General features: G+C 59.9%; 15 protein-coding genes and 1 tRNA gene. 11 read left to right on the top strand and 5 right to left on the bottom strand.

Features of this window, described 5'->3' with window-relative positions:
* Window positions 1–138: 138 nt before the first annotated feature.
* Window positions 139–309, bottom strand: coding sequence for a hypothetical protein (locus AAAX59_RS05410; RefSeq protein WP_222837963.1), 171 nt, complete (start codon window positions 307–309; stop codon window positions 139–141).
* A 21-nt stretch (window positions 310–330) separates the two neighbouring features.
* Here AAAX59_RS05410 and AAAX59_RS05405 point away from each other — a divergent pair, with 21 nt between their 5' ends.
* The 3 genes from AAAX59_RS05405 (at window position 331) to AAAX59_RS05395 (ending at window position 3,409) form a co-directional block, all read left to right on the top strand.
* On the top strand, window positions 331–918 hold the full coding sequence (locus tag AAAX59_RS05405) for a transposase (RefSeq protein WP_349071024.1): 588 nt from the start codon (window positions 331–333) through the stop codon (window positions 916–918).
* A 567-nt stretch (window positions 919–1,485) separates the two neighbouring features.
* Window positions 1,486–2,181: a hypothetical protein gene (locus AAAX59_RS05400; RefSeq protein ID WP_152074175.1), complete on the top strand. Its 696-nt coding sequence runs from the start codon at window positions 1,486–1,488 to the stop codon at window positions 2,179–2,181.
* A gap of 211 nt (window positions 2,182–2,392) precedes the next feature.
* The gene (locus AAAX59_RS05395) at window positions 2,393–3,409 is read left to right on the top strand and encodes a hypothetical protein (RefSeq protein ID WP_349071023.1); all 1,017 of its coding nucleotides are present in this window, start codon (window positions 2,393–2,395) and stop codon (window positions 3,407–3,409) included.
* Between the two features lie 221 nt (window positions 3,410–3,630).
* On the opposite strand, the gene AAAX59_RS05390 is transcribed toward AAAX59_RS05395, so the two are convergent.
* Entirely contained in the window at window positions 3,631–4,074 is a 444-nt protein-coding gene (locus AAAX59_RS05390; protein ID WP_349071022.1) for a hypothetical protein, read from the bottom strand.
* Between the two features lie 374 nt (window positions 4,075–4,448).
* On the opposite strand from AAAX59_RS05390, the gene AAAX59_RS05385 reads away from it, so the two are divergent.
* On the top strand, window positions 4,449–5,801 hold the full coding sequence (locus AAAX59_RS05385) for an ATP-binding protein (RefSeq protein ID WP_349071021.1): 1,353 nt from the start codon (window positions 4,449–4,451) through the stop codon (window positions 5,799–5,801).
* A gap of 73 nt (window positions 5,802–5,874) precedes the next feature.
* Here the strand turns inward: AAAX59_RS05385 and AAAX59_RS05380 are convergent, their stop codons facing one another.
* The 3 genes from AAAX59_RS05380 to AAAX59_RS05370 form a co-directional block, all read right to left on the bottom strand.
* Window positions 5,875–7,377 (bottom strand): hypothetical protein, encoded by a 1,503-nt coding sequence (locus AAAX59_RS05380; protein ID WP_349071020.1) that lies wholly within the window; start codon window positions 7,375–7,377, stop codon window positions 5,875–5,877.
* 233 nt (window positions 7,378–7,610) lie between these two features.
* Window positions 7,611–8,618: a DUF5692 family protein gene (locus tag AAAX59_RS05375; protein WP_349071019.1), complete on the bottom strand. Its 1,008-nt coding sequence runs from the start codon at window positions 8,616–8,618 to the stop codon at window positions 7,611–7,613.
* 63 nt (window positions 8,619–8,681) lie between these two features.
* Entirely contained in the window at window positions 8,682–9,344 is a 663-nt protein-coding gene (locus tag AAAX59_RS05370; protein ID WP_349071017.1) for a TetR/AcrR family transcriptional regulator, read from the bottom strand.
* A 189-nt stretch (window positions 9,345–9,533) separates the two neighbouring features.
* Between AAAX59_RS05370 and AAAX59_RS05365 the strand changes: the two genes are divergently transcribed.
* From AAAX59_RS05365 to AAAX59_RS05335, 7 genes are all read left to right on the top strand, one after another.
* The gene (locus AAAX59_RS05365; protein WP_349071016.1) at window positions 9,534–12,311 is read left to right on the top strand and encodes an FAD-dependent oxidoreductase; all 2,778 of its coding nucleotides are present in this window, start codon (window positions 9,534–9,536) and stop codon (window positions 12,309–12,311) included.
* A gap of 96 nt (window positions 12,312–12,407) precedes the next feature.
* Entirely contained in the window at window positions 12,408–12,836 is a 429-nt protein-coding gene (locus AAAX59_RS05360) for a hydrogenase maturation nickel metallochaperone HypA (protein ID WP_349071015.1), read from the top strand.
* A 376-nt stretch (window positions 12,837–13,212) separates the two neighbouring features.
* The gene (locus tag AAAX59_RS05355) at window positions 13,213–14,202 is read left to right on the top strand and encodes a PTS sugar transporter subunit IIB (RefSeq protein ID WP_148332486.1); all 990 of its coding nucleotides are present in this window, start codon (window positions 13,213–13,215) and stop codon (window positions 14,200–14,202) included.
* Window positions 14,203–14,220: 18 nt separating this feature from the next.
* Window positions 14,221–15,039 carry a PTS mannose/fructose/sorbose transporter subunit IIC gene (locus AAAX59_RS05350; protein ID WP_271739911.1) on the top strand — a complete coding sequence of 273 codons (819 nt, stop codon included), beginning with the start codon at window positions 14,221–14,223 and terminating at the stop codon, window positions 15,037–15,039.
* 16 nt (window positions 15,040–15,055) lie between these two features.
* Window positions 15,056–15,976, top strand: coding sequence for a PTS system mannose/fructose/sorbose family transporter subunit IID (locus AAAX59_RS05345; RefSeq protein WP_343006488.1), 921 nt, complete (start codon window positions 15,056–15,058; stop codon window positions 15,974–15,976).
* Between the two features lie 120 nt (window positions 15,977–16,096).
* The gene (locus tag AAAX59_RS05340) at window positions 16,097–16,495 is read left to right on the top strand and encodes a DUF956 family protein (RefSeq protein WP_349071014.1); all 399 of its coding nucleotides are present in this window, start codon (window positions 16,097–16,099) and stop codon (window positions 16,493–16,495) included.
* A 135-nt stretch (window positions 16,496–16,630) separates the two neighbouring features.
* Window positions 16,631–16,706: transfer RNA gene (locus AAAX59_RS05335), tRNA-Arg, on the top strand.
* Window positions 16,707–17,017: the final 311 nt, after the last annotated feature.

Raw genomic sequence — 17,017 nt, 5'->3', positions numbered from 1 at the left:
GGGAGAGCGCCCGTGATCCCGAGGGATCAGACTAAAAGCCAGAGAAACTTATGGTCAACAAAGCCATAGACGAGGATCGTGTCCCCAAAGTTGGTGTAAGCGTCACTTCGTCTGACCGCTGGAAAAAGCGGCCATCTCCTAGAATCTTTTATTGCGAAGTAAAGGATTCGAAGAAAGGACGATGGCCACCATGGAAAGTTTAGAGTAGCAGGCGGGCATCACGGGCGAGATACCCAGATTCGACGACGGCATGGTGAACATGGCCGAGCTCATAAGGGCGATGGCCGAGTCGCTCGTCAACGAGATCATGGGCGCCCGGGCCGACGAGGCATGCGAGGCCGGCAACCAGAGGAACAGCTACCGCGAGCGTCGCTCGCCGCTAGCGTCGGCGCCATCAACCTCAGGATCCCGAAGCTGCGCGCGGCGATCGCCGCCGTGCCCGGCATCCTGAAGGCCGTCTTCGCCGAGCGCGACCCCGAACTCGTGCGCGAGCCGTACCAGCTGGCCACCGGGCGGATAGAGGGCTTCTGCCCCAAGGCGGCCGAGGTGCTCGAGGAGGCGGAGGCCGGCGCGCCGGCCTACCTCGACTTCCCCTACGGGCACCGCGTGAGGCTTCGCGCCGACAACGTGCAGGGGCGCACCGACCGCGAGCTCAGGCGCCGCGGCCGCGTGGTGCAGGTGTTCCCCAGCAGGAAGTCGCCCATCAGGATGATGGGGGCGGTGTTCGCCGAGATGGACGAGGACTGGGCCGGCCGCCGCCGGCTCGACGACGACTCCATCGGCAGGGCCGTGGAGGGCGCCGAGGTCAACGCGCCCGCGCCCGCCTACGGGGGGCACCGCCGCGGAGCACGCTGCCGGGATCATCGCGCTCGTCGCGGCCGACAGCCCCGTTCCCGGCGGGAAGGCGGCCTGACATGAGCTAGAATGGCGGCATTCTAGGCGATTCTCGGCTCCTCGGGCAGCCTGCGGCTACCCTCGAGAACCGAGTTTTACACCAACACTGATAACCATATGCATCCGATTGGCGTCGGCCGGTGGAGAACGACGTGGCGCGGAACGCGTGGAAGCAGGGCGTCGATGGTTCCGGCATCAAGATTGCCGTGCTCGACGATTAACCGATCGGAGACTATCCGGGGCTAGTGGATGCCGATATCACGCATCAGGTGGGCAGCTTCCGGGAATGGGATTCCGAGTAGAGGGCGAAGACCCGGTGCATCATCAACGGGAAGCCGATGATTGCTACTCTCCGGAGAAGCGAGGATAGTTGGCAGTATCCACCGGCACCAGTCTCGTATACGAGGCCACCTATGCCGCAGCAGCCCGCGCAGAGGTATCCGCCGGTTCCCGCACCCCTCGCATGGTCGTCATTCACGGTAGGAAGAACACGGAAAGGGAATAAACAATGGCCGAGGCCTGATCCGATGAGAATGGTGATTTGGATACAATTGGGTTCTTACCATTGTCTATGGAACCGGAGGTCGTGCGATGGGCTATCTGGCATATATGCGGGCGAACCGTCCGGGCTGGAGTAGGATGCATTGGAGGAGCCGCAGCCGGGATGCGAGCATCGATCATTTCGGCGCCAAACACGAGGCATTCGACCTGCCGATTCCATTGCTGCACACATGCGCGTCCAGTTATGCGTTCAATAATCATTCGGCAAGTACTGTGTCTTGCCGGTATTGCGCTCCGGTGCGGCCATTCCCCAGACAGATCGGCGACAAGGGGGACAGCAGCAGGCGTATGGACGTCAGCGTTTTGCGCGCCCCGTTCCCCATCACCGAAGACACCGGCCTCACATCGTTCTCCACATGCTCGCTTGGTCATATCGACGACCCATCGTTCATGCCGCCCTACAACGGCAATCCGTCGCAGGCGATGGTGCGGCTGATGAACTCTTTCCGCATGAAGCCGGGTTGGATCGTATGGAACGGGTGTCTGCATGTGTGGGTGAACTCCCTGTGCTGGAAACAACTGCCGGATGCGAACGATGATTTCCGTTACGCCATAGGCGGCGTGCCTGCGACGTTGGAGCTTGAACTGTTCAAGGCATATCGCGTGTATTACGAGCAGTTGCGGTGTGAGCTGCCGTATCCGTATGCGGGACCCGTCTCGTGGCCGGATCAGTGCGATCCGCGGTTCCCTTTGCCGTCCGATCCGCGCTATGGTGCATATACGTAGCGGGAGCGCATATAAGCAATATCCATGGCGAGAACTTGCTGAGAAAAATATGATGACCAATCCGATGATGAATTCCCGGTCTGTATGGGCAGTATCCGAGCAAAACATACGGGCCACAACCGAAATGGAACATGATGGCGATCATCGGCTTCGTCGCCTCGTTCCTCATCGGCCCGGTCGGTCTCATCCTCTGGCTCGTATGGAAAGACCAATGAGTTGGGCGGGTAGACGACGGCTGGCGGCATGCGCCGCGGCGATGGCGACGCTCGTCGCCATCGCCGCGGGACTCACCGGATGCACTCAACCCGTATGGTTCACGCATCACGCCGATGCGGATACGAACGGGCCGAGCGCCGGCGGTACCGGAAATGGGACGTTTTCGGACTGGCCGCCATACGCGAAGAAAAGATACGACATGGATGTCACACCCACAGCGAGGCAGATCTCGATAGCGAAGGCGCTGCTGAACGATCGACAGGAGCGGGACGCGAACGTCGCCGGTATGAAGGATGGTTGGCCCGACTCGCAACTGTTCCGTCTGGTCACGCTGGCGGAGACGCTGCTTGACCGGATGTCGGAGCGGTATGGTGTGGAATTCCGTGCATCAGAAGGATTCCACCGTCCGGAACTACTTGACCCGACATGGTGGATCAACGTGACGCCCGCATCGGGGCCGTTGCAAGGCGACGTGTTCGAAGTGGATTATATGGAAGGCGATGGTGCCGACGGGAACGATCTCGGTCCGTATGTCGCGGACACGTATTTCACGGCGCTGCGCCGGGACGAATACAACGGTCATCTCACGGAACGGATCGACCGGTTCCTTGCGGCGCATCCCGATCTCGACTGCGTTTACCGGATTAGCAGCCCCACCGGTCCGAAGAATGAGACCCAATGGCGGTTGTCGCCGTCCGCCGCCGTCGACGATCTCGCCTCGTATTTCGTTGGCAGCATGGAGATCTACATCTCCCCGGAAACCGTGACGGACCGTGAGCGATTTGCCGCATTCGCATCGGCGTTCATCACCGCCATGCGGAAAGACGGGCTGGACGTTCACTACGAGATCGTGCAGATCACACGCATCGACGGCGCCGAATTTACCATCGGGGCCGCACGGGACGCTATGCGCCATTCGACGGAGACGCCCGCGTGGGACTCCTGGTATACGGGAGGATTCACCGCCAGCGCGGACGCCTCAGCCCCCGAGATCATCAAGGATGGTGAATAATCATGGCCGTGGACGCGCGTGACCTCGCCGTACTGACGCATCTGACCTATCTCGATCCCGGCAACTCGTTCATCAACGACAAGGACCTCGGTTCCGAATCACCATAGTCGTCGAAGAACATCGACAACGACATCGCCAAACCGTTGTCGAAGATCCTCATCGGATACGATTCGAGTCTCAAACGCAAAGGCGACGACTCCGATACCGACAGGACCACGGGATCAGAATGGGCGCGTTCGGTCAGCAACGCCCGCACCGATTTGGATCCGAAACGGCTGATACTGGTGGACGCGATGGGCAACGGGTCGTCCCACCATCATCGTGACCATGGCGTTCCGTCGTCTCCTGCATGAGTAGAACAACGCGTTCTTCACGTCGAAGTACGGGGCGGGCGATGAGGTTCCTCCGTAATGAATCACTCCGATGGGAACGAAGTCACGCCAACGCCCAGCGTCCACGCGGGAATCGCTGCGGCGGTTCCCGTCACTGGCATCCGAATTCCATCCGAGCGTTCGGCCAACGATCTCGTATATGGTCTTGACGTCGCCGCTGTCGGGTCCGTCCACGGCGATCACGCGATGGCCGTTCATGTCCTGCGACGTGAGATTACCTGATGTGATCTGGGTGGCGAGTCCTTCGCGGATCACCGCCGCTATGCGCTTCACCGTCTCCGCCGGCCAATCATTGCAATCATCGTCTATTCCCTCCCCTGTTCAATGCACCGTGACGCTCTCGATGATCGCATGGATCCGCTTGAGGCCATCCATCGCGGTCGGACCGGTCTCCGTCCAACAATGAGCCGATGTCGTGAGTCTGGCGGCGAGTCGACGGCATGCACGTGCTCGGGGTCATTCCAGTCGACCTTGGTGGGTGCGTCGGACGGGGGCTGTGGTTTTGTCAACCAGTGGCTCTGCTTATTTTCAGTGTATTCTCTCTTGATGCTTTGTGGTTCTATTAATCAAGTTGCGCGCAATCTTGCTCTCTCGTTAATCAAGAATCAATATAATCTTGATTAGTAAAAGAGCAAGATTGGAGAATCATGGCATTCAACGACTTGGTGGCCCAAAAAATAAAGGACTTTGAGCAACAGGGAGTTCCGCAGGTCTTTGAGCGAGACCTTGATCTGGGAAACCCACAGGAGCCAAAGCGCGACAATATCGTACATGTGATTGTGGGAACCCGTCGTTGTGGAAAGACGTATCGCCTGTACCAGGAGATGCGGCGGCTTCAGGATCAAGGCATCGAGCTTGACCGGATGCTATATTTCAATTTTGAGGACGAGCGCTTGCGGCCGTATGAGCCATCGCTGCTCGCGGATGTACTCGATACGTTCCATGCGCTATATCCTGCTGCTCGAGGCGAGGGCGCTTACATTTTCTTTGACGAGATCCAGGAAATTCCCGAATGGGGTGCGTTTCTGCGGCGTGTAGTCGATACGGAGAAAGCGACCGTTTATGTGACGGGATCCTCTTCTAAGATGCTGTCCTCAGAACTTAAGAGCGAGTTCAGGGGTCGTTCTCTTATACGAGAGCTTTTTCCGTTGAGTTTTTCGGAATACGTTCGATATAAGACGGGGAGCGTTTTCGAGCCAGATGCGACCTTTTCCCCAAGCGATGCGGCGCTGCTTCGACATCATCTGATCGGATATCTTGAACGAGGGGGATTCATCGCGACACTTGAGCAGACGCCCGCAGACGCGATTCAGCTGCTACAGGAATATGCTTCGCGAACGGTCGCCATGGACGTCGTTGAACGTTACGACGTCAAGAACCCTCGCCTGGCATCTCTGTTCCTGACGCGGTGTATGGCATCTTCGGGACGAGAGCTGTCGGTGAACAAAGTGTACAACGAGTTCAAGAGCAGACAGATACCCGTCAGCCGTAATTCGCTCAGCGATTTACTCGAGTATTACGAGGATGCCTACCTGTTGTTTTCGGTGCCGGAGTTCACACGTTCACTTGCAAATAATACGCGGTCTGCGTCTAAAGTCTACGCTGTCGATCCCGCGATGTTCGGAGCGTTCTCTCCCGCATCGGCATTGGACCAAGGCCAGAGACTCGAGACCGCAGTGTTCAACGCGCTAAGAAGAAGGACTCCCGCGGTGAGGATCGGATCGGTCTGCCGCCTGCTGATCAAAGAGAAGAGCAAAAGCCATGAGGTGGACTTTGTGGCTGGGGACGCACTTCTCATGCGGGCTTATAGCCTGATTCAGGTGAGTGTGGATATGGCAAGTGAGAAAACGCGCGAGCGCGAAATTGCCGCGCTTGATGCCTCGATGGCCCAGTTCGATCTTGGCGAGTCGGCAATCGTTACCATGGATGAGCAGGCCGATATTCCATGCGAGCACGGTGTGGTACACGTTGTTCCCGCATGGAAGTGGCTCCTTGCCTAATCATCTACGGATCTGTGGGGCCAGGACCTCCTGGCCCCTTTATCACGGTTGGGGAGCACCATGATGCGCCCGGCTAGTCTTGGGCTTTGATGCTCGGCATCAGAATCTGGGCGAGGTAGTCGCATTCGAGCTTGGTGGCGGCGTCGGCCTTGCCGTCTTTGCCGACCAGCACGTTCTTGATCTGGCTATAGGTGTAGCGGTTGCCGGTCGTGAGCTCGACAAGCTCAATCGCCGTATCCATGGGGTAGGTCGACACGGGGCTCTGCGTGCGCCCGTTGATGGTTTGCGGGATCACATACGGATAGACAGGACCGCTCGCATAGACGGTGTAGCCGTTGCCTAGGCTGACCGTGCCCAAAACCGTATCGCCGTCGTCGGGGGTAAAGGTCTCGCCGTCGCGCACCGCGACGAGCGTCACAATCGGCGTATCGCTGTCGCCGGCAAGATAGATGCACAGCGTGCTGCCGTTTTGCCAAGTCGCGACTTTGCCGTACCACTCAACGGGAATATCGAGCTGATACAGGTCCGTTGCTTTATGTCGAGCATCGGCGTCGCGGGCCGCCTGCGCCTTGCGGGAGCTCACGGCGTTGGTTGCGGCGTCGCGTCGCGCGGTTGCCGCCTGCTGGAGTACCTTTGCGACCGCGGCGGAATTCACCCCGCCTTCCTCGGCATACTTGGCGGCGGTATCGATCTGGTCGTCAGTTACCGTGTCGGCCGAAGGCACCTTGAGCTTAAAGGTGGCCTGGGCACTCAAATCCTGCCCATCGCTCTTAATGGTGACCTGCGCCTTGGTAGTCGGGACAGTGTAGATGGTGCCGTCTTCCGCGATGGGGGATCCAGCAATGGAGAGCGTGTAATCGCCGGGCAGCAGCTTAATGCCGCGACCATGCTCGTCAACGTAGAGCGTTTCGCTCACGGAAGAACCGTCGGAATCCTGCCCGCTCACCTGTACGGGAATCTTGGAGCCGGTTGAGCAGTCGAGCCCTGCGGCATGCACGCCAATCTGCACCGACATCATCGTGTGTGCACTGGCGGCGACAGCGGCAGCCTGCTCTTGCTGATATCCGTTCCAGGCAGCATAGCCTGCGCCGCCGGCGACGAGCGCGACGGCCACAACGCCGGCAACCATCAGGTTGCGGCGCTTGGGCGGCATCTTACGATGACGAACCTCGGCTTCGCGTGCCGAAGGAACGGACGGTAGGGGAATATCGCCCATGGCGATGGTCTCGTCCACGGCAGGCGCGGAGCCCAGGCCGGGAAGCTCGCGGGTCAGCGAATCTTCGGCCGGCAAGCTGTCGAGCAAGATGGTTTCCTCGCTCGTGTCGGATTCGGGCTGGTCGTCGGCCTCGCATTCGGATTCCTCGTGCCCCGCCTCGTCCTCGGTGGGCGCAGCGCCATCGTCTTTTGCATCCTGATCATCGGGCTGCGCCTCGATTTCCGGCTCATCCCGCACATCAACGCTCGAATCGTCAAACGCAATCTCGGCCAGTGCGATCTGGTCTAGGCTCTCCAGGGCCTCGGCACACGCTTCTGCATCTTGGGCCGCATCCTCTTGGCCCATCGTCTCATCTTTCATATATCCCCCAAGCTCAATATCGGCTCAACACTGTACCCAAAAATGGAGCCATATAAAGCGCGTATGAAATATAAGATTTGATTTAACCTGAGCGCATCGTTCGGCCGCATCCTCGCGGCAGCAAAAGGCCCCCGGAACGCGAACGAATCACATTCCGGGGGCTCTGCAATGCGTTGAGTTGCGCGGAGCCGGCTATGCTGCTTCGCGCTCAAGCGATGTCTGCGCCAGGCACGTTACTCGGCGTGCGCGTAATCAACCTTGGCGCGGCGGGCAGTGGCCTTCTCCCAATCGCTGGTGCCCTCAAAGACATCCTGCTTGTAGGGATTGCGGCCGAGCTTCTTGGCACGGTAGGCGACGTAGATGATCGCGGCGACGTTGGCGACCAGCGCGGCGACCGAGACCGCGGTGGCGGCGCCGGGATCGAGCGTGGAGTGCGTCACAAAGATGGACTCCTCCTGGAAGTACGGGAACACCTGGGCAAACATGCACCAAATGGCCAGCGTAAAGGCGCGGTTCTGAATCCAGCCGCCCTTGTTCCAGATAAAGGCGGCGACGGTGGGCGCCAGCAGCAGCGCAAAGCCGCAGAACCAGGAGTGGGTGGGCAGGCAGTTGTAGGTGTAGCAGAAGTTCCAGATATCGTAGGCGATGATGTAGACCCAGGTCATGTCGGGCCACAGCATGTCGGTCTTGTCCTCGGAGGCGTAGACGCTCCACCAACCGGTCATGCAGAAGATGTTGATGAGACCGGCGATGCCGTTGAACACGTTGTTCCAGCCGGCCAGCTGCGTAGCACCTTCGGAGGTGACCCAAGTGGACTGGCCCAGGACAAAGAAGTGATAGGCGCTCTCGAAGTCGGACACGACGGCGATCAAGATGTTGATGGCGACGATCACAAACGGCCACGCGCGGAACCAATGCGCCTTGCCGATCTTTCCCCACTGGTACTTAATGGCGATGAAGCCCCAGCAACCGGCCAGCGCCGCGTATACCTTGGCGTAGTGGAACCAGCTGTTCTGGTACACATGGGTGGGGTTGGTGAGTGCCCACTCGGCACCCTGCGAAACGCCGATGGCGATGGCGACGCAGTAGATGGTCATGGCCAGCGGAGCCACGCCAAAGATGATGGCCGCGCCGAGCTTGGTGCGGCGGCCGACCTCGTTGAGCACGATCAGGCCAATAAAGACCATGGCCCAGCCGGCCCAGTGGATAAGGGTATCGCTACCCCAAACATCGAACAGCATGCTGCTCTCCTTTCACACGGCCGCGGCCCCTCTTCTGATCGCGGACAGTTTGGCCAAATGTCGTCAGTTCTGGGGCTTGCGCTCCGGATACTTGGCGGTATAGCCCTCGATGTGGAGCGTCGAGGCGATGATTTCCTTGACCGTCTCGTCGGGCGCATCGGGGTGCGTGCGGATATACATCAAAAGACCCATGATGAGGGTGTAGAACGTTTCGTAGACATGGTCGATGCGCAGCTCGTGATGGGCGACAAAATCAACCACGGTGGTGTCGCAGATGTACTGAGCCACGCGCTGAACCACGTTGTGCAAAAAGCCGCCGTAGAGTGCGCCGCTGCTTGAGGTAAGCGTACTCGGCAGCTCGTGGCCGCTGGCGACCAGGCGCTTAAAGAGCGGGGCGACGGTGTCGAGTGCGCCCTCGATATCACCGACGGTGCGGCCGGCGTTCCACTGCTCGAGTTCGGAGATAAAACCGTCGATCGCCTCGTCCATAACAGCGGTGACAGCGGCGTCCATGTCGGCAAAGTAGTGGTAGAACAGCGATCGCGTGCAGCCGGCTCGCTTGGTCACGGCCGATACCGATAGGTGGGACACGCCCAGCTCGGAACTTACGGCGCGCACGGCGGCGAGGATCTCGCGACGGCGTTCGTCGCCCGTCAGGCGCTTTGCCGCGCTATCGGATGCGGGGACGGCATCGACCACAGAGGTATCTGCTGTGTTGTTGCTCATGTTTTGCCGCCTTTCATCCTCTTTTGCCTGACCGTTCGCCTAACAGTCTTGAATATTGTTGACGGTTCGTCAATACTATTTTTGACACAATGTCAACAATGGCGGGTGAACGGCATGGGGGTATGCCCGGCCTGCAAAAAAAGAGGGGCGCTGCGGCCTCGTCGGCCTGCGGCAAGAGAAGGGACAACCATGATTCTCAGCGGACCGGGAATTAGCTACACCGAGCCCGATATCGGTTCGGAGTTCGTGCCGCCGCTGCCGGAGCATCCGCGCGAGGCAATCGTCAAGCTGTGCGAGCACTGCACCAACCGCCTGCTGCATCGCGACGAGCTGCTGGGCTACGAGTACTGGTCGTTTGCCGAGGCCGCGACCGACGAACAGGCCGAAGTGCTCTGCAAGATGAAGATGCGCCGTCCCTATACGCTGCCCGAGATGGTCAAGCTCACCGGCATGCCCGAGACCGATATCGAAAAGATGCTCGACGATATGAGCTACACGGGTCTGCTCGAGTACAACTGGGAAAATCCCGAGCGCGCCAAGCAGTGGGTGCTGCCCATGCTGGTACCGGGTTCCGCCGAGTTCCTCAACATGCGCGTGAGCCAGCTCGAAGAGCACCCGGTCTACGCCAAGTTCTTTGAGCAGGCGTCCAAGGGACCGCTGTCCAAGGCCACACCGATGGTGCCGCCCGGAGGCGCCGGTATCGGCATGCACGTCATTCCGGTCGAGAAGGCCATTGACGCCGCGAGCACCTCGGTGCCGATCGAGCATATCGAGCATTGGCTCGACAAATACGAGGGTAAGTATGCCGCCAGCACCTGCAGCTGCCGCGCGAGCCGTCGCGTGATGGGCGAGGGTTGCGCCGACGACCCCGCCGACTGGTGCATTGCCGTGGGCGATATGGCCGACTACGTGGTCGAGACCGACCGCGGCCACTATGTGACGCGCGAGGAGGTCTACGACATTTTGCGCCAGGCCGAGGACAACGGCTTTGTGCACCAGATCACCAATATCGACGGCGAGAACAAGATCTTCGCCATCTGCAACTGCAACGTCAACGTGTGCTACGCCCTGCGCACCTCGCAGCTGTTCAACACGCCCAATCTTTCGCGCTCGGCCTATGTCGCCAAGGTCGAGAAGGACAAGTGTGTGGCCTGCGGTCGCTGCGTTGAAGTGTGCCCGGCCGGCGCTGCCAAGCTCGGCCAGAAGCTCTGCAGCAAAAAGGCCGGCGGACAGGTGCCCGAGTATCCGCGCCAGGAGCTGCCCGATGCCACCAAGTGGGACCACACCAAGTGGTCGCCCAACTACCGCAACGATAACCGTATCGAGACGCACGAGTCCGGCACCGCGCCCTGCAAGACGGCTTGCCCCGCGCACGTTGCCGTTCAGGGCTATCTGAAGCTTGCGGCACAGGGCCGCTATGACGAGGCGCTGGCGCTCATCAAGCGCGAGAACCCGCTGCCCGCTATCTGCGGCCGCGTGTGCAACCGCCGCTGCGAGGATGCTTGCACCCGCGGCCGTGTGGACGCCGCCGTGGCTATCGACGAGGTCAAGAAGTTTATCGCCCAGCGCGATCTTGATGCCGCGACTCGCTATGTCCCGCCCGTGGTGACGCCGACGCGTGCTGGCGGCTTCGATCAGAAGATCGCCATCATCGGTGCCGGTCCGGCCGGTCTGTCCTGTGCCTTCTATCTGGCCGAGAAGGGCTACAAGCCCGTCGTGTTCGAGAAGAACGAGCGCCCGGGCGGCATGCTCACCTATGGCATTCCCAGCTTTAAGCTGGAGAAGGACGTTATCGAGGCAGAGGTCGAGATCATTCGCCTGATGGGCGCCGAGTTCCGCTATGGCGTGGAGGTCGGTCGCGATGTGACGCTCGACGAGCTGCGCGAGCAGGGCTTTAAGGCCTTTTATGTTGCCATTGGCTGCCAGGGCGGCCACCTCGCCGGTATTCCGGGTGAGGATGCCGAGGACGTGACCGTGGCCGTCGACTTCTTGCGCGAGGTCAACAGTGGCAAGATCGACGCGCTGCCCGGCCGCACCATCGTGGTGGGCGGCGGCAACGTGGCTATCGACGTCGCGCGCAACGCCTGCCGTCTGGGCTCCGAGCACGTTGAGATGTTCTGCCTGGAGAGCGAGGCCCAGATGCCCGCCAGCGAGGAGGAGCGTCGCGAGGCCGTTGAGGACGGCGCCCACATCAGCTGCGGCTGGGGTCCCAAGGAGGTTCACCTGGACGAGACCGGTCGTGTGTGCGGTATCACCTTCAAGCGCTGCACGCGTGTCTTTGACGACGAGGGCCGTTTTGCGCCCGAGTACGACGAGAACGATCTGCGCCGTGTCGATGCCGACCGTGTCGTCATGTCGATTGGCCAGTCCATTGTGTGGGGCGATCTGCTGGCTGGCTCCAAGGTGGAGCTTGGCCGCGGCCAGGGCGCCCTTGCCGATCCTCAGACCTATCAGACCGCCGAGCCCGACATCTTTGTAGGCGGCGACGTCTACACCGGTCCGAGCTTTGCCATCGATGCCATCGCCGCCGGTCACGAGGCCGCCGTGTCCATCCATCGCTTTGTGCAGCCGGGCTCCACGCTCACCATCGGCCGCAATCAACGCCGCTACATCGCGCTCGACCGCGACGATGTCGTGGTCGAGAGCTACGACAGCGCGAGCCGCGAGGTGGCGCATGTCGACCGCGAGCGCGAGAAGGCCGCGCCGTTTAGCGAGTACGTCGAGACCTTTACCGAAGAGCAGGTGCGCGCCGAGACCGCCCGCTGCCTGGGTTGCGGTGCCTCGATCGTCGACCCCAACAAGTGCATCGGCTGCGGTCTGTGCACTACCAAGTGCGCGTTCGATGCCATCCACCTGGATCGCGATCGCCCCGAGTGCTCCACGATGGTCAAATACGAGCAAAAGCTCCCAAGCCTGGGCAAGTATGCTTTGAAACGCGCCATCAAGATTAAGTTCGGTCGTAAATAGGTAACCATGGCGGGTAGGGGGACGGCGCAGACTAGATTTCGCCGTCCCCTTGCTTTGAGTTTGCATCGCATCAACCGTTGTTGAAAGGTTTCTACCTTGCACGAATTGGGAATCGTTTATCACATCATTCGCGATGTTGAGAACGTGGCGCGCGCCAATGGCGTGAGTCGCGTTTCGAGCGTCACGCTGCTGCTGGGCGAGGTCTCGGGCGTCGTTCCCGACTTGCTGCTCGACGCTTGGCGCTGGGCGGCAGATAAAAAGTCCATCACCGAGGATGCGGAGCTTATTGTGGAGCCCGTCGAGGCCGTGACACATTGCGAGGCGTGCGGCCGCGACTATTCGACAGTCGAGCACGGCAAGACCTGCCCCCATTGCGGCAGCGGCGAAACATACCTGCTGCAGGGCCAGGAGGTCATGATCAAGCAGATCGAGACCCCCGACGAGGACCCGGCAGGCGCTGCCCCCGATGGCCCTTCCGACGCTCCCGACGCCGTCGACGCCGCCAACCCCCTCCACATCGCCTAACTTGGTTGTTGGGGACGTTCTTAAACGACTAGTCGTTTAAGAACGTCCTCAATGACTACTTGCGCTAGAGCATAAGTCACGCTAATAGTCAAGTTATGTCTGTTTAAACAAAATAGCGGCAGTACAAGCGCATTCACGCTTGCCTAAAATCGATATTAATGAACAGCCTGTTTGTATCTGTAAAATGCATGGCTTGATGTGCGACGCCTTGACGTGTAATGAGTCAAAAAGCAATAAAGTAATCAACTTGTAACAAACCTAGACGTTTAAACAAATAAACCAACCTTTTGCGAATTTAGCTATAATTCCACAAACCAAACAGGTATACTTCCTTAATGTCGTGTAGGAAATACGTAGACAAAAAGGAGGTTATGTGATGGTAAGTATTGTTCTTGCTAGCCACGGGGACTTGGCTGCTGGAATCAAGCAGACGGGCTCGATGGTCTTTGGCGATCAGCCGTCTGTAGCCGTGGTCTCGCTCGAGCCGAGCATGGGCCCCGACGACTTCCGTGCCAAGGTCGAGGAAGCAGTCGCTTCCTTCGAGGACCAGGAGCAGGTGCTCTTCCTCGTTGATCTGTGGGGCGGCACGCCGTTCAACCAGATCAGCGGGCTCATCGAGGGCCACGATTCCTGGGCTATCGTCACCGGTGTCAACCTGCCTATGCTCATCGAGGCATATTCGCAGCGCTTTGACGCAAAGAACACTGCACATGCGATCGCAAAACATCTCGTGACTGAGGCCAAGGCTGGCGTGCGCGTCAAGCCCGAGTCTCTGGAGCCCGAGGAGAAGAAGCCGGCTGCGGCCGCTGCTGCTCCTGCAGGCGCCATCCCTCCGGGAACGGTCATCGGCGACGGGCACATCAAGATTGCCCACGTCCGTATCGACACCCGTCTGCTGCATGGTCAGGTGGCCACCACGTGGACCAAGCAGATCAACCCCAACCGCATCATTGTGGTTTCCGACGGCGTTGCTCACGACGAGCTCCGCAAGACCATGATCGAGCAGGCTGCCCCTCCGGGAGTCCATGCCAACGTCGTGCCCATCAAGAAGATGGCCGAGGTCGTCAAGGACACGCGCTTTGGTGACACCAAGGCCATGCTGCTCTTTGAGAACCCGCAGGATCTGCTCAAGGCCATCGAGGCCGGCGTCGACATCAAGGAAGTCAACATCGGCTCCATGGCTCACTCCAAGGGCAAGGTCGTCGTCACCAACGCCGTCGCTATGGGCGATGACGATGTCAAGACTCTCGAGGCCCTCAAGGCCAAGGGCGTCAAGTTCGAGGTCCGCAAGGTTCCTTCGGATTCCTCCGAGGATCTCGACGCCATGTTGAAGAAAGCTAAGGCCGAACTGGCCGCTCAAGCATAGTAAAGGAGGGTCCGATACATGTCTGCAATCACTATTCTGCTTGTTGCGATTGTCGCGTTGCTTGCCGGTATGGAAGGCATTCTGGATGAGTTCCAGTTCCATCAGCCGCTCGTGGCATGCACGCTTATCGGTCTCGTAACCGGTCATCTTCAGGAGGGCATCCTCCTGGGCGGTTCGCTCCAGATGATGGCCCTTGGCTGGGCTAACGTCGGCGCCGCCGTCGCGCCTGACGCCGCTCTGGCCTCGGTCGCCTCTTCGATCATCATGGTGCTCGCCCTCAACGGCGGCGCTACCGATCCGTCGAAGGCCGTTACCGCCGCTATCGCCGTCGCTGTCCCGCTGTCGGTCGCTGGTCTGTTCCTGACCATGATCTGCCGTACCCTGGCTACCGCTATCGCTCACGCCATGGACGGTTGCGCCGAGAAGGGCGACTTCGCCGGCATCGAGCGTTGGCAGTACATTGCCATCCTTATGCAGGGCCTTCGTATCGCCATCCCGGCAGTGCTTCTGTGCATCATCCCGGCCGAGGCAGTTACCAACGCGCTTAACGCTATGCCCGACTGGCTGTCCGGCGGCATGGCTGTCGGCGGCGGCATGGTCGCTTCCGTCGGTTACGCCATGGTCATCAACATGATGGCCACCAAGGAGACCTGGCCGTTCTTCATCCTCGGCTTTGTCCTTGCTGCCATCCCTCAGCTCACGCTGATCGCCCTTGGTCTCATCGGCATCTCCCTTGCCCTCATCTACCTTGGCCTTAAGGATCTGGCCAAGCAGGGTGGCGGCATGGGCGGTGGCTCCGGCGACCCGCTCGGCGATATTCTGAACGATTACGAGTAGGAGGGGAGTGATACATATGGCAGAGAACAAGATTCAGCTCACCAAGGCTGACCGCAAGAAGGTTTGCTTCCGTCATCAGTTCCTTCAGGGCTCGTGGAACTACGAGCGTATGCAGAATGGCGGCTGGTGCTTCGCAATGATCCCTGCGATCAAGAAGCTCTACACCAGCAAGGATGACCAGATTGCCGCTCTTAAGCGCCACCTGGAGTTCTATAACACCCACCCCTATGTTTCCGCCCCCGTCATTGGCGTTACCCTCGCTCTCGAGGAGGAGCGCGCCAACGGTGCACCGATTGACGACGTCGCCATCCAGGGCGTCAAGGTCGGTATGATGGGCCCGCTCGCCGGCGTCGGCGACCCCGCCTTCTGGTTCACCCTTCGCCCGATTCTGGGCGCTCTGGGCGCTTCCATGGCCCTGTCCGGTAGCATCGCCGGTCCGCTGCTGTTCTTCTTCGCGTGGAACATCATCCGTTACGCTTTCCTATGGTACACGCAGGAGTTTGGCTACAAGGTCGGCTCCTCCATCGCCAAGGACCTCTCCGGCGGTCTGATGGGCAAGGTCACCGAGGGTGCTTCCATCCTGGGTATGTTCATCATCGGCGCCCTGGTCGAGCGCTGGGTGTCCATCTCCTTCACCCCGGTCGTCTCCAAGGTCACGCAGTCTGCTGGCGCCTTTATCGACTGGGCTAACCTGCCCTCCGGTTCTGAGGGTGTCAAGGAAGCACTGACGATGTATAACTCCATCGGTGCTAACGCCCTTGATCAGGTGAAGGTCACCACGCTTCAGGCTAACCTCGATCAGCTCATCCCCGGCCTTGCCGCCGTGTGCCTGACCCTGCTGGTCTGCAAGCTCCTCAAGAAGAAGGTCAGCCCGATCGTCATCATCCTGGCTCTCTTCGCCGTCGGCATCATCGGTCGCGTCTGCGGCTTCATGTAAGCACGCTTCGGCTTAAGACCGAGAGTTGCTAGGCAAGGGCTTTTGAGCCATTGAAACGGACCGCACCCGGTGGGTACACTGGATGCGGTCCGATTGTTTTATTTGGAGGGCGAGGCGCGCATGGCGCAATCTCAGAACAGCACGGTCGATCTGGCAACGCCGGCAACCTGCCTGATGGGGCTTACCAGTCACGGTAACGTAATGGTGGGCAATAAGGCGTTTGAGTACTATAACGAGCGCAATCCCGAGGATTATATTCAAATCCCGTGGGACGAGGTCGACTATATTGCCGCCGAGGTTTTACGCGGCACCAAGAAGATCACGCGTTTTGCCATCTTCACCAAGGACAACGGTCACTTTACGTTTTCGACGCGCGACGACAAAGAGACGCTTCGTGCGGTCCGCAAGTACGTCGACGAGGACAAGCTCGTGCGCTCGCCCGACTTTATCGATGTGACCGCCAAGGGCGCCAAGAGCATCCCCGGTGTCATCAAGAACCTCTTTCACAAAGGCAACTAGCTCCTCATAAGTTGCGGTGGAATAGTTCCTAAATGCGGCTTTAGATGCTTTAGGCAGGAACTATTCCACCGCAACTTCGAAGTCTGGTCATACGACGTATTGCGATGCAGCAAATCTGCTACACTAGTACAACATGCCTCCGTAGCTCAGGGGATAGAGCACCGCTCTCCTAAAGCGGGTGTCGACGGTTCGAATCCGCCCGGGGGCACCAGAGATTTGCCGAGCCCGGTACCACCACGGTGCCGGGCTCTTCTGGTCTAAGGGCCGGATTCGGGCCGTCGACACCCGCGTCACCAATTTCCCCGCGGGGGGAGTTTTCGAATCCGCCCGGGGGCACCAGGGAATATGACGGCGTCGCGAGAGCGGCGCCGTTTCTGGTTTGTGGGGGCCGCCGGCGGATTCGGGCCGTCGACACCCGCGTCACCAATTTCCCCGCGGGGGGAGTTTTCGAATCCGCCCGGGGGCACCAGGGAATATGACGGCGTCGCGAGAGCGGCGCCGTTTCTGGTTTGTGGGGGCCGC

The sequence above is a fragment of the Collinsella sp. CLA-ER-H2 genome (assembly GCF_040092405.1).
Taxonomy (GTDB): Bacteria; Actinomycetota; Coriobacteriia; order Coriobacteriales; family Coriobacteriaceae; genus Collinsella.
Note: the sequence above shows the minus strand (reverse complement) of the source record. Positions and strands in the feature narration are given on the sequence as shown.

Excerpts from the sequence above, each read along its gene's own strand:
- AAAX59_RS05410 (WP_222837963.1), bottom strand. The coding sequence starts at position 309 with ATGATCTCGTTGACGAGCGACTCGGCCATCGCCCTTATGAGCTCGGCC.
- AAAX59_RS05405 (WP_349071024.1), top strand. The coding sequence starts at position 331 with ATGCGAGGCCGGCAACCAGAGGAACAGCTACCGCGAGCGTCGCTCGCC.
- AAAX59_RS05400 (WP_152074175.1), top strand. The coding sequence starts at position 1,486 with ATGGGCTATCTGGCATATATGCGGGCGAACCGTCCGGGCTGGAGTAGG.
- AAAX59_RS05395 (WP_349071023.1), top strand. The coding sequence starts at position 2,393 with ATGAGTTGGGCGGGTAGACGACGGCTGGCGGCATGCGCCGCGGCGATG.
- AAAX59_RS05385 (WP_349071021.1), top strand. The coding sequence starts at position 4,449 with ATGGCATTCAACGACTTGGTGGCCCAAAAAATAAAGGACTTTGAGCAA.
- AAAX59_RS05380 (WP_349071020.1), bottom strand. The coding sequence starts at position 7,377 with ATGAAAGATGAGACGATGGGCCAAGAGGATGCGGCCCAAGATGCAGAA.
- AAAX59_RS05375 (WP_349071019.1), bottom strand. The coding sequence starts at position 8,618 with ATGCTGTTCGATGTTTGGGGTAGCGATACCCTTATCCACTGGGCCGGC.
- AAAX59_RS05370 (WP_349071017.1), bottom strand. The coding sequence starts at position 9,344 with ATGAGCAACAACACAGCAGATACCTCTGTGGTCGATGCCGTCCCCGCA.
- AAAX59_RS05365 (WP_349071016.1), top strand. The coding sequence starts at position 9,534 with ATGATTCTCAGCGGACCGGGAATTAGCTACACCGAGCCCGATATCGGT.
- AAAX59_RS05355 (WP_148332486.1), top strand. The coding sequence starts at position 13,213 with ATGGTAAGTATTGTTCTTGCTAGCCACGGGGACTTGGCTGCTGGAATC.
- AAAX59_RS05350 (WP_271739911.1), top strand. The coding sequence starts at position 14,221 with ATGTCTGCAATCACTATTCTGCTTGTTGCGATTGTCGCGTTGCTTGCC.
- AAAX59_RS05345 (WP_343006488.1), top strand. The coding sequence starts at position 15,056 with ATGGCAGAGAACAAGATTCAGCTCACCAAGGCTGACCGCAAGAAGGTT.
- AAAX59_RS05340 (WP_349071014.1), top strand. The coding sequence starts at position 16,097 with ATGGCGCAATCTCAGAACAGCACGGTCGATCTGGCAACGCCGGCAACC.